16 protein-coding genes are annotated in these 18067 nt (G+C 67.4%); 6 read left to right on the top strand and 10 right to left on the bottom strand.

Features of this window, described 5'->3' with window-relative positions; translation table 11 throughout:
* Nucleotides 1-371: 371 nt before the first annotated feature.
* Together ABEA50_RS09415 and ABEA50_RS09410 are read right to left on the bottom strand one after the other, a co-directional pair.
* Complete coding sequence (locus ABEA50_RS09415) at nt 372-857, bottom strand: glutathione peroxidase (protein WP_345494851.1); 486 nt, start codon at nt 855-857, stop codon at nt 372-374.
* A 95-nt stretch (nt 858-952) separates the two neighbouring features.
* Entirely contained in the window at nt 953-1768 is an 816-nt protein-coding gene (locus ABEA50_RS09410) for an SDR family oxidoreductase (RefSeq protein WP_345494850.1), read from the bottom strand.
* Between the two features lie 320 nt (nt 1769-2088).
* Between ABEA50_RS09410 and ABEA50_RS09405 the strand changes: the two genes are divergently transcribed.
* The 5 genes from ABEA50_RS09405 to ABEA50_RS09385 all read left to right on the top strand — a co-directional run bounded on the left by ABEA50_RS09405 (nt 2089) and on the right by ABEA50_RS09385 (nt 8665).
* Nucleotides 2089-2979: an NAD(P)-dependent oxidoreductase gene (locus ABEA50_RS09405; RefSeq protein ID WP_345494849.1), complete on the top strand. Its 891-nt coding sequence runs from the start codon at nt 2089-2091 to the stop codon at nt 2977-2979.
* Between the two features lie 34 nt (nt 2980-3013).
* The gene (locus ABEA50_RS09400; protein ID WP_345494848.1) at nt 3014-4525 is read left to right on the top strand and encodes an FAD-dependent oxidoreductase; all 1512 of its coding nucleotides are present in this window, start codon (nt 3014-3016) and stop codon (nt 4523-4525) included.
* Nucleotides 4512-5099 carry a TetR/AcrR family transcriptional regulator gene (locus ABEA50_RS09395; protein WP_345494847.1) on the top strand — a complete coding sequence of 196 codons (588 nt, stop codon included), beginning with the start codon at nt 4512-4514 and terminating at the stop codon, nt 5097-5099. Before ABEA50_RS09400 ends, ABEA50_RS09395 begins: the two co-directional genes overlap by 14 nt.
* A gap of 218 nt (nt 5100-5317) precedes the next feature.
* Nucleotides 5318-6904 (top strand): GMC family oxidoreductase, encoded by a 1587-nt coding sequence (locus ABEA50_RS09390; protein WP_345494846.1) that lies wholly within the window; start codon nt 5318-5320, stop codon nt 6902-6904.
* A gap of 540 nt (nt 6905-7444) precedes the next feature.
* A complete protein-coding gene (locus tag ABEA50_RS09385) occupies nt 7445-8665 on the top strand; it encodes a PucR family transcriptional regulator (protein ID WP_345494845.1) in 1221 nt (406 codons plus the stop codon).
* Nucleotides 8666-8753: 88 nt separating this feature from the next.
* Here the strand turns inward: ABEA50_RS09385 and ABEA50_RS09380 are convergent, their stop codons facing one another.
* From ABEA50_RS09380 to ABEA50_RS09345, 8 genes are all read right to left on the bottom strand, one after another.
* On the bottom strand, nt 8754-10181 hold the full coding sequence (locus ABEA50_RS09380) for an AMP-binding protein (RefSeq protein ID WP_345494844.1): 1428 nt from the start codon (nt 10179-10181) through the stop codon (nt 8754-8756).
* Nucleotides 10174-10776 (bottom strand): energy-coupling factor transporter transmembrane component T family protein, encoded by a 603-nt coding sequence (locus ABEA50_RS09375; RefSeq protein ID WP_345494843.1) that lies wholly within the window; start codon nt 10774-10776, stop codon nt 10174-10176. The genes ABEA50_RS09380 and ABEA50_RS09375 overlap by 8 nt, the downstream gene beginning before the upstream one ends.
* A complete protein-coding gene (locus tag ABEA50_RS09370) occupies nt 10773-11453 on the bottom strand; it encodes an energy-coupling factor ABC transporter ATP-binding protein (protein WP_345494841.1) in 681 nt (226 codons plus the stop codon). The genes ABEA50_RS09375 and ABEA50_RS09370 overlap by 4 nt, the downstream gene beginning before the upstream one ends.
* Entirely contained in the window at nt 11450-12583 is a 1134-nt protein-coding gene (locus tag ABEA50_RS09365) for a thiolase family protein (protein ID WP_345494840.1), read from the bottom strand. The genes ABEA50_RS09370 and ABEA50_RS09365 overlap by 4 nt, the downstream gene beginning before the upstream one ends.
* The gene (locus ABEA50_RS09360; protein ID WP_345494839.1) at nt 12580-13698 is read right to left on the bottom strand and encodes an AMP-binding enzyme; all 1119 of its coding nucleotides are present in this window, start codon (nt 13696-13698) and stop codon (nt 12580-12582) included. Before ABEA50_RS09360 ends, ABEA50_RS09365 begins: the two co-directional genes overlap by 4 nt.
* Nucleotides 13691-14221, bottom strand: a complete 531-nt coding sequence (locus tag ABEA50_RS09355) for a biotin transporter BioY (RefSeq protein ID WP_345496501.1) — start codon at nt 14219-14221, stop codon at nt 13691-13693. The genes ABEA50_RS09360 and ABEA50_RS09355 overlap by 8 nt, the downstream gene beginning before the upstream one ends.
* Before the next feature lie 186 nt (nt 14222-14407).
* Nucleotides 14408-15394 carry an alpha/beta hydrolase gene (locus ABEA50_RS09350; protein WP_425577634.1) on the bottom strand — a complete coding sequence of 329 codons (987 nt, stop codon included), beginning with the start codon at nt 15392-15394 and terminating at the stop codon, nt 14408-14410.
* A gap of 338 nt (nt 15395-15732) precedes the next feature.
* Nucleotides 15733-16920 carry an esterase/lipase family protein gene (locus ABEA50_RS09345; RefSeq protein WP_345494837.1) on the bottom strand — a complete coding sequence of 396 codons (1188 nt, stop codon included), beginning with the start codon at nt 16918-16920 and terminating at the stop codon, nt 15733-15735.
* Between the two features lie 395 nt (nt 16921-17315).
* On the opposite strand from ABEA50_RS09345, the gene ABEA50_RS09340 reads away from it, so the two are divergent.
* Nucleotides 17316-17942: a YdcF family protein gene (locus ABEA50_RS09340; protein WP_345494836.1), complete on the top strand. Its 627-nt coding sequence runs from the start codon at nt 17316-17318 to the stop codon at nt 17940-17942.
* Nucleotides 17943-18067: the final 125 nt, after the last annotated feature.

Genomic DNA, 18067 nt, shown 5'->3' with positions numbered 1-18067 from the left:
ACCCGGCAACACGTTAGCTAGTCTAAGTATCATTTGCCGATCGATGAGATGTCAACCGAGCGGTGGTGCGTGCCACAGGCGAGGTGGACATAACGGGCATCAGTAAACATGTTGGGGCGCAACATATTAGGAATGCGGGGGGCGCAGGCGGGGGGCGATAGGCGCACGACAGGCTCGGGTGTCACGACGCAGGACACAGCGGGGTACGCGGGAGCTGTGGCGGGGTCGCCTACGGGCGCGCAGGGCGTGGGCGGCTCGCGCGCGCTACCGGGCCGTGGTTGCCGTCTGTTCTCCTGGACAGCACAAAACCAGGGTCGCCGACGATGCGCGTCGGCGACCCTGGGTGGTTCACATGGGGTGGCGGGGAGGGCTCAGAGGGCCGCTTCGATTCCCGCGACCAGGTCGGGGGCGTCCGGGGTGACGGTGGGGCGGAATCGGGCTGCTACCGCGCCATCGCGGGCGATCAGGAACTTCTCGAAGTTCCATTGGATGTCGCCCGTCTTGCCTTCGGCGTCGGGGACCTCGACCAGCGTCCGGTACAGCTCGTGGCGCTCGTCGCCGTTCACGTCGGTCTTCGCCAGCAACGGGAAGTCGACACCGTATGTGGTGGAACAGAATTCCTGGATCTCCTCGGCGGAGCCAGGTTCTTGACCCATGAACTGGTTACACGGAACGCCGACCACGCTGAATCCACGCTCGCCGAACTGCTTCTGCAACTCGACCAGCCCCGAATACTGCGGAGTCAGACCGCATTTCGACGCCACGTTCACCAGTAGCACCACGCGGTCGCCGACCAGGTCGGACAGCGTCGACTCGGCACCGGCCAGGGTGCGTACGGGTACGTCTCGAATGCTCATTGTGTTCGGACCTGCCACTTCTCGATTCGGTTGATAACCCGTTCGCCACCGTACCGGATCGCGGTGTCCGCATCCGTGGACGCGCGACAGCGCCGCTACTGCGCGGAACTCTCGGGTGTACCGAGCACTTCGGCCAGCGGCCGCAGCGGCGCCTCGGGCTGTACTTCGACCAGCACCAGGTGCGACCCACGTGGCGTACCGACCACGGCCGTCACGGCGGCGGCCATATCGCTGGGTCGCAGCATGTACGGATGACGGGCGAAACCCCACTTCTGCCAGTCCTCCAGCACCGGCCCCACCATCTCCGGCGTCGAGTTCATTCCCATGCCGGTGAGCGTCGGGCCCGGCCGCACAGCCGAAGCGCGAACACCGGTGCCCTCCAACTCCATCCGCAGCTGCTCGACCATCGCCTCCAGGCCCGCCTTGGCAGCGCTGTACGCCCCGGTGCGGGGTCGCACGATCGCCGCGCAGTCGGAGGTGATCAGGACGATGTCGCCCCTACGCCTGCGCAACATGCCTGGCAGCACCCGGTGCACCAGCCGCTGCGCACCGACCAGATGCACCTGTACCTGCGCGAGAAAACGCTCGGGGTCCATCTCCCCCGCCAACCCGAACTCGATGTCGCCAGCGCTGGATACGAGAATCTCGGCGGGACCGAGATCGGATTCGGCCCCGGCGACGAACGCGTCCACCGAGGCGGGGTCGGTGACGTCGAGCCGGTAGCCGACGGCGGTACCGCCGTTCGCGGTGATCTTTTCCGCCAACTCGGCGCACTGTTCGACCCGGCGGGCACCGAGCGCGACGGGATGCCCGAGCTCGGCGAGCGCCTCGGCAGTGGCGGCTCCGATGCCCGAAGACGCACCCGCTACCAGCGCGGGTCGACGGACGGGATGCGGTTCGAAACGGGGCACGGGATCTCCTCCACCACGGGCCGATGCCGCGCACACCGTTTGCCGGTCACTTCGATAACACGTTCTCGAAACGGATCGAGGTGCACGGCCGCATCAGAGACACGCAGCTGGACAAGTGTCTGGACAATAGCAGCACCACACCCTGGCGACAATGGATATCAGGGCAATCCGCCGCCGTCGACCCGAAAAACCCCGAACGAGCCGAGTTTCGACACCCCGGGCGGAGCCCCCGCGCCGATACCCCTGATATTAGAACGCGTTCTTGTGTACATTCGGTTTCAGATTTTCCGTACACGTGTCCAGACAGCATCGGAGCGACAATGAACAGTCAGCGCACGGAGCCGACCGACCGCGTCGGGTTCATCGGCCTCGGCAATATGGGCGCTCCGATGGCCACCAAGCTCGCGAGCTGGTCGGGTGGACTCACCGTGTGCGACGCACGCGCCGACGTCGCACTCCCCTACCTCGAGCAGGGCGCCGATTTCGCACCCACCGGTGCCGCCGTCGCCGAGCGCACGACGGTCATCTCGATCGCCGTCGTGAACGACGCGCAGGTCCGCGACGTGGTGACCGGCCAGGACGGAGTGCTCAGCACCGCGAAACCCGGCACCGTCGTCGCCGTCCACTCCACCATCAGCGACCGCACCGCCGAAGAACTCGCCACCGAATGCGCAAGCCGCGACGTCGAATTCGTCGACGCGCCGATCACAGGCGGTGCCGGCGGTGCCGAACACGGCCGACTCGCCGTGATGGTCGGCGGCAGCGACATCGCGTACGAGCGCGTGCGCGCACCCTTCGGCTGCTTCGCCGACCTGATCGTGCACGCCGGCGGTGTCGGCGCGGGAACGGCCATGAAATTGGCGCGCAACCTGCTGCATTTCGTGGCGTTCACCGCGGCCACCGAGGCGCAACGCCTCGCCGAGAGCGCGGGGCTCGACATCACCGAACTCGGCAAGGTCGTCCGGCATTCCGACGCCGTCACCGGCGGCGCGGGCGCGATCATGTTGCGCGAGAACACCTCCCCGATCGCCGAGGGCGACTTCTGGCTGCCGATCCTGAGTCATGTCCGCGACCTCGGCGAGAAAGACCTTTCCCTCGCCCTCGACCTCGGTGCCCGACTCGATGTCGACCTCCCGCTGGCCGAACTCGCGCTCGCTCGGCTCGGGCCCGGCCTCGGCGTCGGCGTGTCGAACGTGCCCGAAAGCGCCTGAGAAACCCGCAACCTCGTCAGTGAAGGAACCAACGATGTCCGAAAGCACCACGATTCGCCCGCTGCGCGCCGCCGAGGTCAGCACATGGGACCAGCAGGCCGATGTGGTCATCGCCGGATACGGCATCGCCGGGGTCTGCGCGGCGATCGAGGCCGCGCGCGCAGGCGCCGACGTCCTGATCCTCGAACGCACGGGCGGCTGGGGCGGTGCCGCCTCGATGGCCGGCGGGTTCATCTACCTCGGCGGCGGCACGCCACTGCAACAGGCGCTCGGCTTCGAGGACACTCCCGAGAACATGGAGACCTTCATGCTGGCCGCGTTCGGGCCCGGCGTGGACAAGGCGAAAATCGCCGATTACAGCCGCGGCAGCGTCGAACACTACAACTGGCTGGTCGACTGCGGCGTGCCGTTCCGCGAAGCGTTCTGGGGCGAACCCGGCTGGGAGCCGCCACACGACGAGGGCCTGATGTACTCCGGTGGCGAGAATTCCGCACCGTTCAACACCCTCGCCGTGCCGGCACCCCGCGGACATGTACCGCAGATGGCGAACAAGCGCACCGGCGCCAAGGGCGGCGGGTACATGTTGATGAAACCGCTCGTCGAGACCGCCGAATCACTGGGCGTGCGTGTCGAATACGACATCAGGATCGGACGACTCGTCGTCGACGACGACCGCGTCGTCGGGCTGACCGCACGCAGGTACGGGAAGGAGATCGCGATCCGCGCCGACCGCGGCGTGGTACTCGCCACCGGAAGTTTCGCCTATCAGAAGGAGATGATCGAGGGGTACGCGCCGCGACTGATCGGCCGACCGGCGGCCGCGATCGAGGAGCACGACGGCATCGGCATCCGCCTCGCGCACGCTCTCGGCGCGCAACTGGCGCACATGGACGCCACCGAGGTCGCGTTCATGGCCGATCCGCAGCTGATGGCGCGCGGCATCGTGGTCAACGGCCGAGGACAGCGCTACATCACCGAGGACACCTACCCCGGCCGGATCGGCCAGGCCACCTTGATCCAGCAGGACAACCAGTCCTATCTGGTGATCGACGAGCAATCCTATGAAAAGGCGCTGACCACCGAGACCGCGACACCGTTCTTCCGACAGCCGCCGACCTGGGTCGCGGAGACCTCCGCCGAACTCGAGGCGGAAATGGGATTGCCCACCCGCGCACTGCAATCCACCATCGAGGTCTACAACCTGCACGCGGAGCAGGGCCGGGACCCGTTGCTCGGCAAGAAGCCCGAATGGCTTCGGCCGCTGCGTGGTCCGCTGGCGGCCTTCGACATGCGCGGGTTCACCGCGGGATTCACCCTCGGCGGACTGCGCACCGATCTCGACTCCAGGGTGCTGCACGTCTCGGGTGAACCGATCGCGGGGCTCTACGCGGCGGGGCGGTGCACCTCGGGGTTGTGCGCCGGCGGTTACGCCAGCGGAGCGTCGTTGGGGGACGGCAGTTTCTACGGACGTCGCGCGGGCCTCGCCGTGGCCGCTTCGTCGCCATCCGCTGATCGTAGTAGTATCCAGACACATGTCCGAAACTGAATCCGGCACCGTCGAAGCGACCCGCCGACGCCTGTCCGGCAAGCAGGCCGACACTGTGGACAAACTGACCAAGGCCGCGGTCGAAGTCCTTGCGCGCGAAGGATTCGCGGGAATGACCATCCGCATGGTCGCCTCGGCGGCCGGTGTCGGCACCGCGACCGCCTATACCTACTTCTCCTCCAAGGAACATCTGGTCGCCGAGATCTTCTGGCGACGCCTCAACGCCGCGTCGACACCGGCCAGCGAGGACGGCGACCCCACCGTCCGCGTCGTCGCCGAACTGCGCGGCATCGCGATGCTCGTCGCCGAGGAGAAAGAGCTGTCCGGCGCGGTGACCAGCGCGCTACTCGGGCGCGACCCCGACGTGGAACACCTGCGTGCGCGCATCGGCGCCGAGATCCGCAAACGTCTCATCCGCGCGCTGCGCACCGGCGACGGTGAGCCCGATCCCGACATCATCGAATCACTCGAACTGCTGTACGCGGGCGCGCTGGTCCGGGCGGGCATGGGGTACGCCTCCTACGCCGATATCGCCGATCGCCTGGAGAAATCGGCATTGCTGATCTTGCGGTGAACACCGTTGAACGCCAGCAGGACACGACGCGCCCCACGTACACTCCGGTCTGACCGAGCCGTTGTTTCCGAGCCGAGCGAGAGCGCGCAGCACGTTCTCGGCCCCTCTCGCGTTCGACGCCGAGGCCGCCGGCTGACACCGGTGGGCAGCGTCGTGCCAGGGCGGCCGAGGCCGCAGGGAACCGCGACACCCACCGCCGACCCCAGCGGAGTGCGCCAGTGCCAGCAGATCAAGACCTCACCGCGGACTACGTGATCGTCGGCTCCGGCTCGGCGGGCTCGGTGCTGGCCAACCGGCTCAGCGCCGACCCCACCACCTCGGTGGTGTTGCTGGAGGCCGGTCTGCCCGACAAGAACAAGTTCGCGCACATCCCCGCGGCGTTCGCGAAACTTTTTCGCACCGAGGCGGATTGGGACTACCTCACCGAGCCGCAACCACAGCTGGACAACCGGCAGATCTACTGGCCACGCGGCAAACTCTTCGGCGGATCGTCCTCGATGAACGCCATGATGTGGGTGCGCGGCTTCCGCGCGGACTACGACGAGTGGGCCGAACTCGCCGGCGACGAATGGGGATTCGACGCGGCGGTGGCACAGTTCCGCCGCATCGAGCGTGTCGAGGACGCGCAATTCCCGGACCAGGGACGCGAAGGCCCGCTGCACGTTTCCCGGCAACGCAGCCCACGCGCCCTGACCGCGGCCTATCTCGAGGCGGTGCGGCAGGCGGGGTACGTCGTCGAGCCCGCGAATCGCCCGGAGCCGGTCGGCTTCAGCGAAACCATGGTCACCCAGCGCGACGGTCGCCGGTGGAGCGCCGCCGACGCGTATCTTCGTCCGGCACTGCGGCGATCGAACCTGATCGTGCGCGCCGGGGCGCTCGCCACCCGCGTGCTGTTCGACGGCACGCGCGCGACCGGCGTCGAGTACCGCGTCGGCGACCGGACCCAACGCGTCACCGCGCGTCGCGAGGTGGTGCTGTGCGGCGGGGCGATCAACAGTCCGCAACTGCTGATGCTTTCGGGCATCGGCGATCGAGACCAGCTCACGCGCCACGGCATCGACGTCGTACACCACGCGCCGCAGGTGGGCGAGAATCTTCAGGATCACCTCGTCACCGGCATCGGCTACGGCGTGGCCGCGGACTCGTTGTTCGACGCGGAGAAGCCGCGCCAGCTCCTCGACTACCTGATCCGCCATCGCGGCATGCTCACCTCCAATGTCGGCGAGGCGTATGGATTCGTGCGCAGCACCGCCGAATTGGCGCTGCCCGACCTCGAACTCGTCTTCGCGCCCGCGCCGTTCTATTACGAGGCGCTCAGCGAGCCCACCGAGCACGGCGTCATTCTGGCGACCGTGCTCCTTCGCCCGCACAGTCGCGGCCGGATCGCTCTCGCCTCCCCCGACCCCACCGACAAGCCGCTGATCGATCCGCGCTACCTGTCCGACGAGGCGGGTATCGACCGTGCCGCGCTCATGGCGGGGTTACGCACCTGTGCGGCGATCGCGCAGGAACCGGCCATGCGCGCGGTACTCGGCCCGCTCATCTACCCACCCGAAGCGCCGAACGATGTGGAGCGCACGCTCGAACGGACCCTCAACGGGTTCGCGCACACCCTCTACCACCCCGCGGGTACCTGCCGAATGGGTTCCGATGCGGCGAGCGTCGTGACACCGAGGCTCGAAGTGCGTGGTGTGCGGGGTCTTCGGGTGGCCGACGCCTCGGTCCTTCCGGTTTTGGTGCGTGGGCACACGCACGCGCCGACGGTGTTCGTCGGCGAGCAGGCGGCGAAGTTCCTCCTCGACTGATCGCCGGTTGTCTTTTCTGGTCGATCGTGCGGTGCACGCACCTGAAGGACGAACCCTCGGCGCCGAACGCGAAGAACGGATGGGGCACCGGCTGCTCGGTGTCGCGCGCGGCGCGGTCGGTGTTGTTCGGCACCTTCGTTTCCCGGACGAACGAGGCAGCCAAAAGTAGCGCTGTCGCAAAACATGCGGCCTCGAATGAATCGAGCAATATGCGGCAGTGCGGAGATTCCGACATTTCTTTTTGGTCAAACGCCCACTTCGTATATGGTCAAGTGACCATGTCGACATTTCGCTCGACACGCGGATCCACACCGACACACCGAAGTGAATCGGTCGCCGAGAACATGGATAATCGGACAGCGACGGCTCGGCAAAAGGCACATCTCGCCGTAGCCTGACACAAAGACTTGTGACTCGTCACAGCCGTGCAGCCGCCGGCTGCACGGGTCGCACAGAACCCACCGAATCGGTCCGCGCAGCATTCACACCAATTAGTGTGAATTCGCCGCACAGCTGGATCGGGGGCGGAAGGAGTCGCCAATGTCCGTCGACAGTTCGACCAGGCCGAGTCTCACGATGTCGGGAAAACCCATGTCGTCCCCATTAAAGGACGTCCGTGCGTTATCCCGGCAGATGGTCGGCCACTTCGTCGAGAACGTCATACCGTGCGGGACACTGCCCGGTGATGCGATCTCCGGCGATGTCACCACCATCACCAGGGTCTGTCTCGAGCTGGCCGTCAGCATGCTCGACGGACGCGACATCCCGGAGAAGCTCCAGCGCCTCCAGGATGCCGCCGCGGGCTGGGCACGCGAAGGCGTGCCGATCGACACCATCCACCACGCGGTGCACGAAGGCTTCAAGATGGGCCTGGACCTCGTGGTCTCCGATGCGACGATCAAGGACTACGGCAATCTCGTCGACGGCGCCAAGATGGTGGTCGAGCTGCTGGACATGATCACCTCCGCGATCTCCGTGGCCTACGTGCGCGAACTGCGCGGCGTGGTCAGCGAGCACCACACCGCGGTGCACACGCTCACCTCCGCGCTACTGGGCGGCCACAGCACCTCCACCATGGCTCGCGAATGCGGCATCGCCATCTCCACGTCGTATGTCGTTCTCGCCGTGGCGATTCCGCCACACCGCGACGAACACAACCCGATGCTCGACGGCCAGGTGGTCGCACGGCGCAAGCTGCGTCGCGTGCAGGCCGAACTCGCCACCCGCTGCGGCGCGAGCGCGCTGTCGCTGCTCAGCGTGGACGGCGGCACGATCCTCATCCCGTCCGACACGTTCGACGAGACCGGGGTCGACCCGCTGGTCACCCAGCTGTCGCAGGCGGCGCAGGTCGGCATCACCGCGACCATGGTCGAGGCCACACCGGAACAGATCCCGAACGCCGCCGACCAGTCGCACGAACTGCTCGACATGGTGCAGCGCCTCGAGTCGGTGCCCGGGCTCTACCGCTTCGACGAATTGGCGCTCGAATACCAGCTGACCAGGCCCGGCCCCGGCCGCGAATACCTGGGGTCGTTGCTCGACCCGCTCGACGAGCACCCGGAACTGCTGGAGACGCTGCAACGCCACATCGGCAACAACCTCAATCGCCAGCGCACCGCCAGGGTGCTGCACGTGCACACCAACACCGTCGACTACCGACTCAAGCGGATCGGCCAACTCACCGGCTTCGACCCGTCACAGCCCTCGGGCCTCTGGTACCTACGCTCGGCATTGGTCGCCCGCAGCTACCGAACGAACTAGCGAAAACCATTGGCGGGCGACGGACTTCGCCGTCGCCCACAGTGTTCGACCCGATGCCGATCGGCGTGGCCGAGAAAGCAGCGCGCGACTATTCCGGTGCCGACTCGTCGAGGAAACCGGTGCCGCGACCGGCGGCCAGAGTGGCCGACAACGCCGGACGATCCAGCTTTCCCCGAGGAGTACGCGGCAGACTCGCCATCGTCGCGACTCGCACCGGCATGCTCGGGCTCGGCAGCGCCGCCCGAAGCCGACGCCATACCTCGGTACCACCGGGCGGATTCTCATCGAGCACCACCGCCGCCGCGGGCGCCTCCCCCATCCGCGCATCGGGGATCGCCACGCACGCGGCCTCGATGATGCCGGGTATCGCCAGCAACGCGGCCTCGATCTCGGCGGGTACGACATTCAATCCGGCGCGGATCAGCAGCTCGCTGTCGCGCCCGAACAACCGCAACCGGCCAGCACGCACCTCGCCGCGATCGCCCACCGACATCCATCCTTCGACCGGACCGTCCCGCAATCCCGCCTCGGTGAGATAGCCGTCGAACAGCATGTCGCTGCGGATGTGGACGAGACCGTCCGCGATCCGTGCCTCGACGCCGTCGAACAGTTCGCCCGCCGACTTCTCGTCTGCTTCGCCGATACCGCGATCGAAGGATACGAAGCTCAGCTCCGACGCGCCGTAGAAATGCACCAGCGACGCGTTCGGCAGCACCGACCGCAGCGCCACGCGCCCGGTTCGCGGCCAGCGCGCCGCCGAGGACAACACCTCGCGCACCTGATCGAGTGGACCGATTCCCGACCGCACGACGTCCCAGGCGATCGTCGGTACCGAATAGAGGTGGGTGGCGCCTTCGGTCAGCGCATGGGTCACCGAACGCAGGTCCACCGTCGCACCGCGGGTCAAGCCATGCAGGGCGCCGTAGAGGAAATGCGTGTGATCAAGGACGCCGGGCACCGAGACCCGGTCGGAGTGACCGATGTCGAAGACCATATCGGAGCGGTCCAGCGTTCTGGCCCAGGACATTTGGCCACGCACGAACAGTTTCGGCTCGCCGGTCGTCCCCGAGGTGATACCGACCAGCAGTTCGGCGTCCTCCCCCGCGCTCGTGCGCGGCGTCGCGTCGGATTCGAGATCGGTGGCGGTGTGGATGACACCGGTGAATCCGAGTCCGCGCAACCGTCGATGTTGGCGAGCAGCCGCGACGACGGCGCCCGGCTGCGCCAGGTCCAGCACCCGAGTCAATTGGTGCGCCAACAGATGCCGGTGCAGCAAGATCACGCCGACACCCGCGTGCATCGCGGCGGTCACCGCGACCAGCGAGTCGATATCCGAGGTGGGAAGCACCGCGATCCTGCGCATGTCGCCGAGCCCGGCAGCCACCCGAATCACCCTGTGCCAGAACGTCGCATAGTCCACATCGTCCGTGCCCGCCAGGATCGCCGGTGTCCTCGGATGTTCGGCGACCCGGCGCGCGATCCGGTCGGTCAGCAGCGCACTCGCCGGGTCACTCATCGTCGACCCCCCGCGCGGCCAGCGCGTCACCCATCGCGTCCGCCGTGCGCAGAGCGCGTACCAGCACGGGTGTCGCCAGCGCCGTCATCGACCACTGCAATCCTCGTGCCCTGCGCGCCTGGGCGACGTCGTGCACGATCGTCGCCAGCAACGGCACACACCGAATGGCCAGTGCCAGCAGCAATCCGATCCGTTCGGGATCGACACCCACCCGTCGCAGCGGACCCAATGCGCGCGTCACCGCGTCGAGCATGTCGGTGACCCGCGTCGTCAGCGTCACCAACGCGGCCATGGCCACCGAAACCAGCAACACCCCGCAGACCACCACCGCGCGCTCGACCGAGGTGATCAGCACCTGGAATACCGCGATTACCGTCAACGTCAGTAAGACCGGACGCAACTGAGCCACCGCGACCCGCAACGGAATACCGGCGACCGCGAACAGTCCCGCGGCCAGCAATGCGGCGATCACAGTCGTCGACGGAGTGCGCACGAAAACCGTCGCCGCCACGATCGCCAGGATCAGCAGCAGCAGTTTCACCCCGGCGGGTAGCCGATGTATCGGCGAATCGCCCGGCCGATAGACCCCGATCATTCGACCGACGCCCGGTACGCGGGCACCGCGTCGGCGGGCGCCCCATCGAAGGCGACGGCGCCCTCGGCGATGACGATGACCCGCTCGAAACTGTCCAACAGGGACAACTGGTGGGTCACGACGATCACCTGCTGATCCACCGAATCGAGCGCATCGGCCACCACCCGCGCATTACGCAGATCGAGCAGGGTGGTCGGCTCGTCGGCGACGATCACCTCGGGTCGACGGATCAGCACGGCGCCGAGCGCGAGCAGCTGTTTCTGTCCGCCCGAGAGCAGGTGCGAAGGATGTTCGGCGTGCTCGTGCAGGCCGAATCGCGCCAGGATCTCCTCGACCCGCTGCGCGATCTCCTGTTTACCTGCGCCAGAACGCCGCAGGGAGAACGCCAGATCCTCGGACACGGTGGGCATGACGATCTGGGTGTCGGGGTCGGTGAACACGAACCCGACCTTGCGGCGCACCCGCGCGCCCTTCTTGGCCGCGTCGATTCCGTCGACGGTCACCGTGCCCGAGGTGGGGCGCAGCAGACCGTTGATCATCCGCGCCATCGTCGACTTGCCGGAGCCATTGGATCCGATGATGCCCACGCGGCGTTCGGTAATCCGAATATCGATGTCGCGCAGCACTTTTCGATCACCGTACGCATGATTCACCGAGGTGAAGACGATCTCGCTCACCGCACCCGCTCCACCAGCATCGCAATCCCCTGTCCCCCGCCGATCGCACAGGCCGCCACGCCGAGCGCGGGGCCGTCCGGCGCGCACATCTGCGCCGCGAGCCGCACCAGCAATATCGCTCCCGAAGCACCCCAGGGGTGACCCATCGCGATGGCGCCGCCCTGCGGGCAGATTGTCGACTCGTCCAACCCCAGTTCGTCGGACACCGCGAGCACGACCGACGCGAAAGCCTCGGTGATCTCCACGATCTCGAGGTCGGCCACCGTGACACCCTGGCGCCGCAACAGTTTTCGAATCGCAGGCACCGGACCGAGGCCGGGCAGCGCGGGATCCGAACCGGCGACCGCCGCGCCAAGCACACGCACCGCGGGCAGTCCCGCCGCCATCGACGCGTCGGTGACGGCCATGGCGGCGGCACCGTCGGAGATCCCGCAGGAGTTCCCGGCGGTCGCGGTGCCGTCGGCACCGAAGCTCGGACGCAACCGGGCCAGCCTGGCTTCGGTCATTCCGGCGCGAATCCGTTCATCCCGGCCGACGGCGCCGATCGGCACGATCTCCGCCGCGAACATCGAGTCGGCCGCGGCGGCGGCCGCTCGAGCATGCGAGCGCGCGGCGTAGGCATCTTGGCGCTCGCGATCGATTCCGCGAAGACGAGCGAGATCGTCGGCGGCCGAACCCATCTCGGGGTCGGGGAAGCCGGACGGCGCGAACGGCGCGCGGGTGTAGCGCACCGGCTCCCGGTCGGCTGCCGGTGGCCAGAAGCGCCACGGCGCGGTACTCGCGGACTCGACACCGCCAGCGACGATCAACTCGTCGACACCGCCACGCACCCGCGAGACCGCCTGCAACACCGCCTCCAGGCCGGAACCGCATTGCCGGTCGACGGTGACGCCTGGCACACGCACGCCGAACCCCGCCCGCAGTGCCGCGATCCTCGCCGGGTCGCCGCCCGGCCCCAGACAGTTACCGAGGATCACGTCGTCGATCTCGGCGTCCACACCCGCCTCCCGCAGTGTGGTCGACACCGACGCCAGGACGGGCGCGGCGAGGTCGGTGGTGGTCAGCGTGGCGAATCCGTGCCCCGCATTGCCGATCGGCGTGCGGCGCGGCGCGACCAGGACGGGGTTCATGCGAGCAAGTCTTTCAGCTCACCCCTGGCGACCTTGCCGGTGGCGGTGCGCGGCAAGGTCGACAACACCACCCAGCGTCGTGGCATGGACTCCTTGGCCAGCAGCGCGCGTGCTCGTCGCCGCACCTGTTCGATCGATACTCCGTCGAGTTCCACCGCCGCGGTGACAGTTTCGCCGAGAACGGCATGCGGTGAGCCGAGTACACCCACCGAGGTGACTCCGTCGATGGTCCTCAGCACGCGTTCGACGTCTTCGGCGAGCACCGTCGTCCCACCGACATTGATCGCACAGTCGCCGCGACCGCGAATGGTCAGTTCGCCGTCTTCGGTCAGTTCGGCGAGGTCGCCGACGCCGAACCATTCCGGGGCGTCGAGCACCGTGTAGGGCGAGCGCACGTACAGCAGTCCGGCACGCACCCGCGCCCGCACACCGTCGAGCAGCCGCAGCGGCTCGGGTACGCGTCGGGCCGCGACCAGCGAAACTTCCGCGGAACCGTAGTACTCGATCACCTCCAATTCCGCGGCGGCGGCCCGCGCGCCGTCGTCGAGGGCGATCCCCGCCACGACCGCGACGCGCAACTTCGGGGCACGCTCGACAACACCGCGCAGTACCGAGGGCACGGCGTGCACGACCGTCGCGAGCTCGGGATCATCGGTAACGCACGCGCCCAGCCACAATGCGTGCAAGGCGCCGAACAGGTGCATCGTGGCGTGCGGCGGCCCGGTGATCAGCACGGTGTCGACGGGCTCGATCCCGGTGATCGTCGTGAACACCGGGAAGCTGTCGTACCAGGACGCCGCCGTCCGCGCGAGCGGACGCGGTCGACCGGTCGACCCCGAGGTCGCCACCAGCAAAAACGCCGAGGGCGGGAAGTCGGTGCGCTCCGGGCGCGCCCGTGGGTCCTCCACCACGACCCCGACGCCGCTGCGCTGCGCCGCGCAGACGCAGATCAGCGCGTCCGCGAGCGACAGCTCGGAGGCGTCGTAACGGGTGTTCGGGGGGTGATCACGAACGCGGGCCTCGATCGCGGCGTCTAGTTCGCCGTAGGTGTAGGTGCGCCCGGCCAGGGCGAGGGCGGGTTGCGAACCTGCGCCGCCGAGCGCGCGACTACCCACCGGCAAGACCGGGGTAGGCGCGATGCACACCCTTCGCGACGACCGTCGCGACAACCACCTTCACCAGGTCACCGGGGATGAACGCGCCATTGGTACCGATGGCGGCCCACACCCCGATGTCGGTGCGCAGCAACAGGCCGAGGGTGCCGACGAGGTAGATCACGAACAATCCGCCGATCGCATTGATCAGCAGGCCGAGCGCGGTGGGGTATTTCGGCAGGATGCGGGTGGTGAGCAGGCCGATGAACAGGGTGGCGGGGATCCAGCCGACGAGATATCCGGCGCTGGGTCCGGCCAAGGCGGTGAGCCCGGTGCGACCGCCCGAAAGCAACGGCAAGCCGATCATGGTGAGCGCGAGGAAGACCAGCACCGCGGCGGTACCTTTCCGCGCGCCGAGGACGGCACCGGCCAGAATCACTCCGAGCGTCTGCACGGTGATCGGCACGCCGCTGAATCCGACGGTGATCGCACCGGGCAATCCCATGGCGGCGATCAACGCCGCGAACACCGCGATCTGCGCCATATCCCGCGCGGAGAAGCGGACCGGGGATTTCCTCGGGCTTCGGGGGGTCTCGATATCTTCCACGGCGACATTCCTCGCTACCAGCTTGAACGATGTTCAAGGTAGCAGGCGAACGCCACGGCCCCACCGGCAGTGCACTCGCCAGCCGTGCCCGCCAGCCGCTGGCGGCGAGCACGCCGGACCGGATCAGGCGGGCACCCCGAGGCCGTCGGCCAGTACCGGCCACGAATCCTTCAGTGCCTGTTCCCAATACCCCCACGAATGCGTTCCGGTCGGCTGGAAGTCGTAGGTCGCCGGAATACCGAGACCGTCCAGCCTGGTGCGCATGTTCTCGGTGCAGTGGTTCACCGCCGCCTCGATCACGCCGCCGATCACCAACTGATTCAGATATCCGCGCGGCCCCGACTGCATGTAGGGACCGTTGTAGACGTCGTACATGCCGGGCACGCCGGTACCGGTCGACAGGAACAGTTTCAGCCCACGCAGCTGGTCGGCGTGCACATACGGGTCGTTGTCGGCCCACATCGGGTCGCCGGGTGGCCCGTACATGTTGGCGGTGTCGCCGCCACCCCAGTCCTCGACCGACAGCTTCACGAATTGCTGGCCGAGTGGGTCGCTGATCTGCGCGCACCCGCTGTAGGCGGCGACGGCGCGATAGAGTCCCGGCTTCGCGATCGGCAATTGCAACACCGACGTTCCCGAGGTGGACAGTCCGGCGATCGCGTTGACGCCGTTGGTGTTCAGCTCGGCATCGATCAATGGCGGCAGCTCCTCGGTGAGGAACGTCTTCCACTTGTACAACCCGAGTTTCGGATCGGCGGCGCGCCAATCGGTGTAGTAGCTCCACCGACCACCCACCGGCTGCACCACATTGACGTCCTTGCTGCCGAGGAAATCGAGCACGTCGGTGTTCGCCTGCCACGTCGCGCTGTCCTGACCGCCACCGCCGCCGTTGAGCAGATACAGCGTCGGGCGCGCGGCAGCGCGGTCCACCGGGCGCAGGACGTTCACCATGATGTTCTGGTGCATCGCGGCCGAATACACCCGCAGCTGCACCGTGCGGTCGTCCTTGTCCCACTGGCCGGTGATCGCCGCGACCTCGTCGTCGGCCCGCGCCTGCGCCGGAGTCAGTACGCTCAGCGCGGCGACCGCGGCAAACAGTCCCGCGGCCATGGCAAGGGCTCGCGCCCGTGCCTTGGCAAGGGCTCGCGCCCGGGCGCCACACCGTCTTTCGCTACTCATCAAGCCAATCCTCTTTCGCGACAACTCCGTCGAACGATGACCCCGCCACGACGGCGGGGACGCGCCAACCCACCGAGCGGACGGTGCGACGTACCGCTCGGCGGGCTGTGTGCCCGTCATGTGTTCGGGGCGTGGGGCGGAACAGGGGGTCGGGGGAAAGGGCTCCTGTTCGGGCGCACGCGGTCACATGACGGTCTGTGCACCGGCTCAGCGGGGTTTCGAGGGAGTCAGGGTTCGTCCCCCACCGAAGGGTGCACGCCTTTTCGGCGCTACAGCTTTCCGCTGCCGCCGATCAACCAGGGGTTGAAAGTGCATTGCAGATTCGGGTGCCCGACGGGATCCAACGCTTGCAGCGCGAGCGAGAGCGCGCGCGGCGAATACATCATCGTCAGATGGTCGGAGACGTCCTGCTCACAGCCGTCCTGCAACGTCACATTGCGCACCGTGGCGCCGGGGCCCGGCTGGAGGAACGTCAGGTTGTACGGCGTGGTGATCTCGTCGTACTTGGTCCCGATCACTGTGTAGTCCACTCCCGAGGCGGTGTCGCCGCCTTCGTTGAGCTTGTTGACGAAGTCCGAGCCCACCGTCTGCTGGATACCGGCGTGGCCGACGAACATCTCGATGAATCCCAGGATGTCGATGCCGAGGTTGTTGACCGCGCGCCCGAGCGCGCCGATGCCGACCAGCGTCGTCCCGTGGTTGGTCGCGCCGAGGGTCACCAACTTCCCGACCTTGTCCGCGCCGCCCTCGAACTTCGTGTACCAGTTCGACATCGGGCCGCCCTGCGAGTGCGCGACCATATCCACTTCCGGCGCACCGGTGGCGACCAGTACCCGATCCACGAAGGCACTCAACTGCTTCGCCGAATCCTGGATGTATCCGGTCCCGTTCACCCCGGGCAGTACCGAACCGAGACCACCGCCCTCGATCAGATTCGACCGACCGTAGTTGAACGTGAATGTGCAGAACCCGGCGTCCTTGATCGGCTGACCCATGTAGGCGAACGCGTTGTAGGCGTTGCTCCAGGTCCCGTGCACCAACACCACCGGGTTCGGGTGCTCGGCGCTGGGCTTGCACTGCCAATCGTTGGATCCCGGCGGCGCCGCGTCGGGGGCGGTGAGGCCGAAGGCGAACGCACCGAGGAACGAGGTCTGTGGCGGGCCGAAACCCACCGTGTCGCTGGAGAATCCCCCCGCGGAGCCGGAGCTGCTTCCCGAACCGCCGTAGCAATCGCCCGAGCCGTTCCCCGAACCGGCACCACTGCCGGACGTGCACGCCGAACCGCTGCCCGCGACCGGCGCCGCGTGCAGACCCGAGGCGATGTAGTCCGCCAGTTGTCGGTCGGTCGCCGGTTGCGCGGGCGCTGCCTCGGCACTCCCCACGAAGCCCATCGCGAGCACCGTGACGCTCATCAGGACCGCGACGACAGTGGATCTGCCGAGGGTAGTTCGCTTCATGAGGGGCCTTTCTACAGAACCGCGATGTTCGAGGTCGGCACCGAAGGACGCGAGTTGTCGACACCGAAACTGCGCCAACGCTAAGTCGACTCCGCCGCGTCGAAGACAGCTCCCAACGGCTTCTGGAGAGCTCACCAATACCCCTGCCGCGCATAGGGATACAACACAAATCCGACATTGCGGAAATTGTGGGAGCAGCTTTCACAGCCGGGGCGATCCCCCGATGTCCCCACTCACAAACGGCACGTGGGCATACACCAAACAATGGTGCCCGTTCGGTGATTTCTCCAATTATCCAGCGAGTCGACGCGGTAATTACCCGCCGGTATCGGATTATGTGTTCACCCCTCCCGAACCGCCGATGGCGAATCGGCGGCAAACCTTATGGAGATCCCATGAACGCTCCCATGGTTTCGACTGTCCTGGGTTTCCCCCGCGCCGCACGGATGACCGCGCGCGCCCTGCTCGGCGCGGTCGCCGTCGCCGCCGCGCTCACCCAATTCCCACCGGCCGTAGCCCATGCCGATCTCACCGACACGATCGACGCGCTGATTCCCGCCGCGGCCGGACCACTGCCCGGCATCCATGGACCGCAGACCGCGATCGTCGTCCTCGGCTACGGCCTGCTCGACGACGGCAGCATGCGTCCGGAATTGATCGACCGGCTGCGCACCGGCTACCTACAGGCCGCACTCTCGCCGATGTCGCCGATCATCGTGACCGGAGGCAATCCGCACAATGGCATCACCGAGGCGGCGACGATGGCGGGATGGCTGATCGGCCACGGTATTCCCGCGCAACGTATCCACCTAGAGCCGGCCGCGAACTCCACCGAGCAGAACGCCGATTTCTCCGCCGCGCTCATGCGCGATATCGGCGTTCGCGACGCCGTCGTGGTGACCTCGGCCAACCACATCGACCGTGCGGTCGGCCTGTTCCGGTCCGCGGGGGTCCCGGTGGTCGGGACGCTCACGCCCGCACAGGTTCCGCCGATCGCCCTGCAGGTCGGCCCCGCGGCTTAGCGGCACGCCGCACGAAATATCCGTCGCCCCGCAGTATCTGCACCAACGCAGCATCTGCAACAACGCAACGTCTGTAGCAACGCAACGTCTGTAGCAACACAGCAGCAATGACGATCGAGGTCGCC

The organism is Nocardia callitridis, assembly GCF_039543305.1.
GTDB lineage: Bacteria > Actinomycetota > Actinomycetes > Mycobacteriales > Mycobacteriaceae > Nocardia > Nocardia callitridis.
Note: the sequence above shows the minus strand (reverse complement) of the source record. Positions and strands in the feature narration are given on the sequence as shown.

What these genes read in the sequence shown, in the direction of transcription:
- ABEA50_RS09400 (WP_345494848.1), top strand. Translation starts at nt 3,014, where the DNA reads ATGTCCGAAAGCACCACGATTCGCCCGCTGCGCGCCGCCGAGGTCAGC.
- ABEA50_RS09375 (WP_345494843.1), bottom strand. Translation starts at nt 10,776, where the DNA reads ATGATCGGGGTCTATCGGCCGGGCGATTCGCCGATACATCGGCTACCC.
- ABEA50_RS09415 (WP_345494851.1), bottom strand. Translation starts at nt 857, where the DNA reads ATGAGCATTCGAGACGTACCCGTACGCACCCTGGCCGGTGCCGAGTCG.
- ABEA50_RS09355 (WP_345496501.1), bottom strand. Translation starts at nt 14,221, where the DNA reads ATGGCGCAGATCGCGGTGTTCGCGGCGTTGATCGCCGCCATGGGATTG.
- ABEA50_RS09365 (WP_345494840.1), bottom strand. Translation starts at nt 12,583, where the DNA reads ATGAACCCCGTCCTGGTCGCGCCGCGCCGCACGCCGATCGGCAATGCG.
- ABEA50_RS09385 (WP_345494845.1), top strand. Translation starts at nt 7,445, where the DNA reads ATGTCCGTCGACAGTTCGACCAGGCCGAGTCTCACGATGTCGGGAAAA.
- ABEA50_RS09345 (WP_345494837.1), bottom strand. Translation starts at nt 16,920, where the DNA reads ATGAAGCGAACTACCCTCGGCAGATCCACTGTCGTCGCGGTCCTGATG.
- ABEA50_RS09350 (WP_425577634.1), bottom strand. Translation starts at nt 15,394, where the DNA reads ATGGCCGCGGGACTGTTTGCCGCGGTCGCCGCGCTGAGCGTACTGACT.
- ABEA50_RS09380 (WP_345494844.1), bottom strand. Translation starts at nt 10,181, where the DNA reads ATGAGTGACCCGGCGAGTGCGCTGCTGACCGACCGGATCGCGCGCCGG.
- ABEA50_RS09395 (WP_345494847.1), top strand. Translation starts at nt 4,512, where the DNA reads ATGTCCGAAACTGAATCCGGCACCGTCGAAGCGACCCGCCGACGCCTG.
- ABEA50_RS09405 (WP_345494849.1), top strand. Translation starts at nt 2,089, where the DNA reads ATGAACAGTCAGCGCACGGAGCCGACCGACCGCGTCGGGTTCATCGGC.
- ABEA50_RS09340 (WP_345494836.1), top strand. Translation starts at nt 17,316, where the DNA reads ATGAACGCTCCCATGGTTTCGACTGTCCTGGGTTTCCCCCGCGCCGCA.